General features: G+C 57.0%; 1 protein-coding gene. It reads right to left on the bottom strand.

Annotation, left to right across the window (positions count from 1 at the left end):
• The coding region (locus tag NKH42_RS31110; protein WP_352974837.1) for an MmgE/PrpD family protein at positions 1 to 1,162 on the bottom strand (1,162 nt) is incomplete at both ends.

Genomic DNA, 1,162 nt, shown 5'->3' on the forward strand with positions numbered 1-1,162 from the left:
GCACACCATCAGCGAGCGAAGCCGGCTTTTCCGGGTGTCCGAATGCCTTGTCGACTCGAATGAAATGTTCCGCTCCGCCTTTTAGCCTCACTTTGACCGTCACCGGCGAATTGGAATAGAGGCCGTGCGTGCGTTCGATCTCTGGATCAACTTCAATTTTAGTGAGCGCCATGATCCGGCGAACCGCCTGATCCCCAAGCGCATCGGGAAGGAAATCGCGAATTACAACTTCGCCGCGCTGGGCCGCGACAGCTGTGGCGTACGGCAGGCTAAAACGCGCTACGACCGGATCCTTCGGATCCCATTTTTGATCGCGCGGCTTGACGACAAAATCCTCAGCCAGACGATTCAATCCCAGCTCGATTGACACAATATCCTCGCCAGTGAATTTGTACCTCTGCCGCAATTGAAGAAGTCCGTCGATCGCAGGATGTACGCATTTACAGGCCGGCCACGGCTTGAAGCTAATGGAAGCATTCACATACTCCTTCCCGAGTTTGTCCATGAGCAAATCAAGATCGTAGGCGGGTTCGAAGGCCTTGTAGAAGCCATACCTCCCAAAGAACGGTTCCCGCGGTCCGTTGAAGCCCATCATTGCTGATAGCGCTGACTCCAGTCCAGCACGTGCCCGCAACCCCTGCTGCAGCGAGACGGTGTGAGCAGCCTCTTCGTACATCTGCAATTCTCCAGCAGCGTGCGCATAAGCGATTCCGAACGCGTTTCGGGTCTTTTCTTCGTCAAGCCTCAGCAACTTGGTACTGACTGCAGTTGCGCCCCAGACCGCGACCATATTGTCGCGTCCTGTCTCTATAGCGTTGGTCGTGACGCTGCGTGCAAGGCGCACGTGCAAATCGATAGCGGTCGCGACTGCGGAGAGCAATTCGCTTCCGGTAATGGAAGGGTCACGTTCGGCGAGTGCGAGCGCCGGCGGCACATCATAGGCGCTTGCGTGGCAGCCGTTGATACAGAGCTCATATGTCTCATCAAAATCAAGGGCCCTGGCCGTCGTCGCATTGACCAGGGCCGCCAAGCTGGCGGGGAGCTTCTCTCCGGAAATCCAAACCGTAGATTCTGGCTTGCCGCCCGACAACGCACCCAAGTCGCGAGAGAAGCGGGCGATAGGATCATTCGATCCGCCGATCGCGCACGCTATGGTGTCAAG

This window comes from Mesorhizobium sp. M1142, assembly GCF_040318565.1.
Classification (GTDB): domain Bacteria; phylum Pseudomonadota; class Alphaproteobacteria; order Rhizobiales; family Rhizobiaceae; genus Mesorhizobium.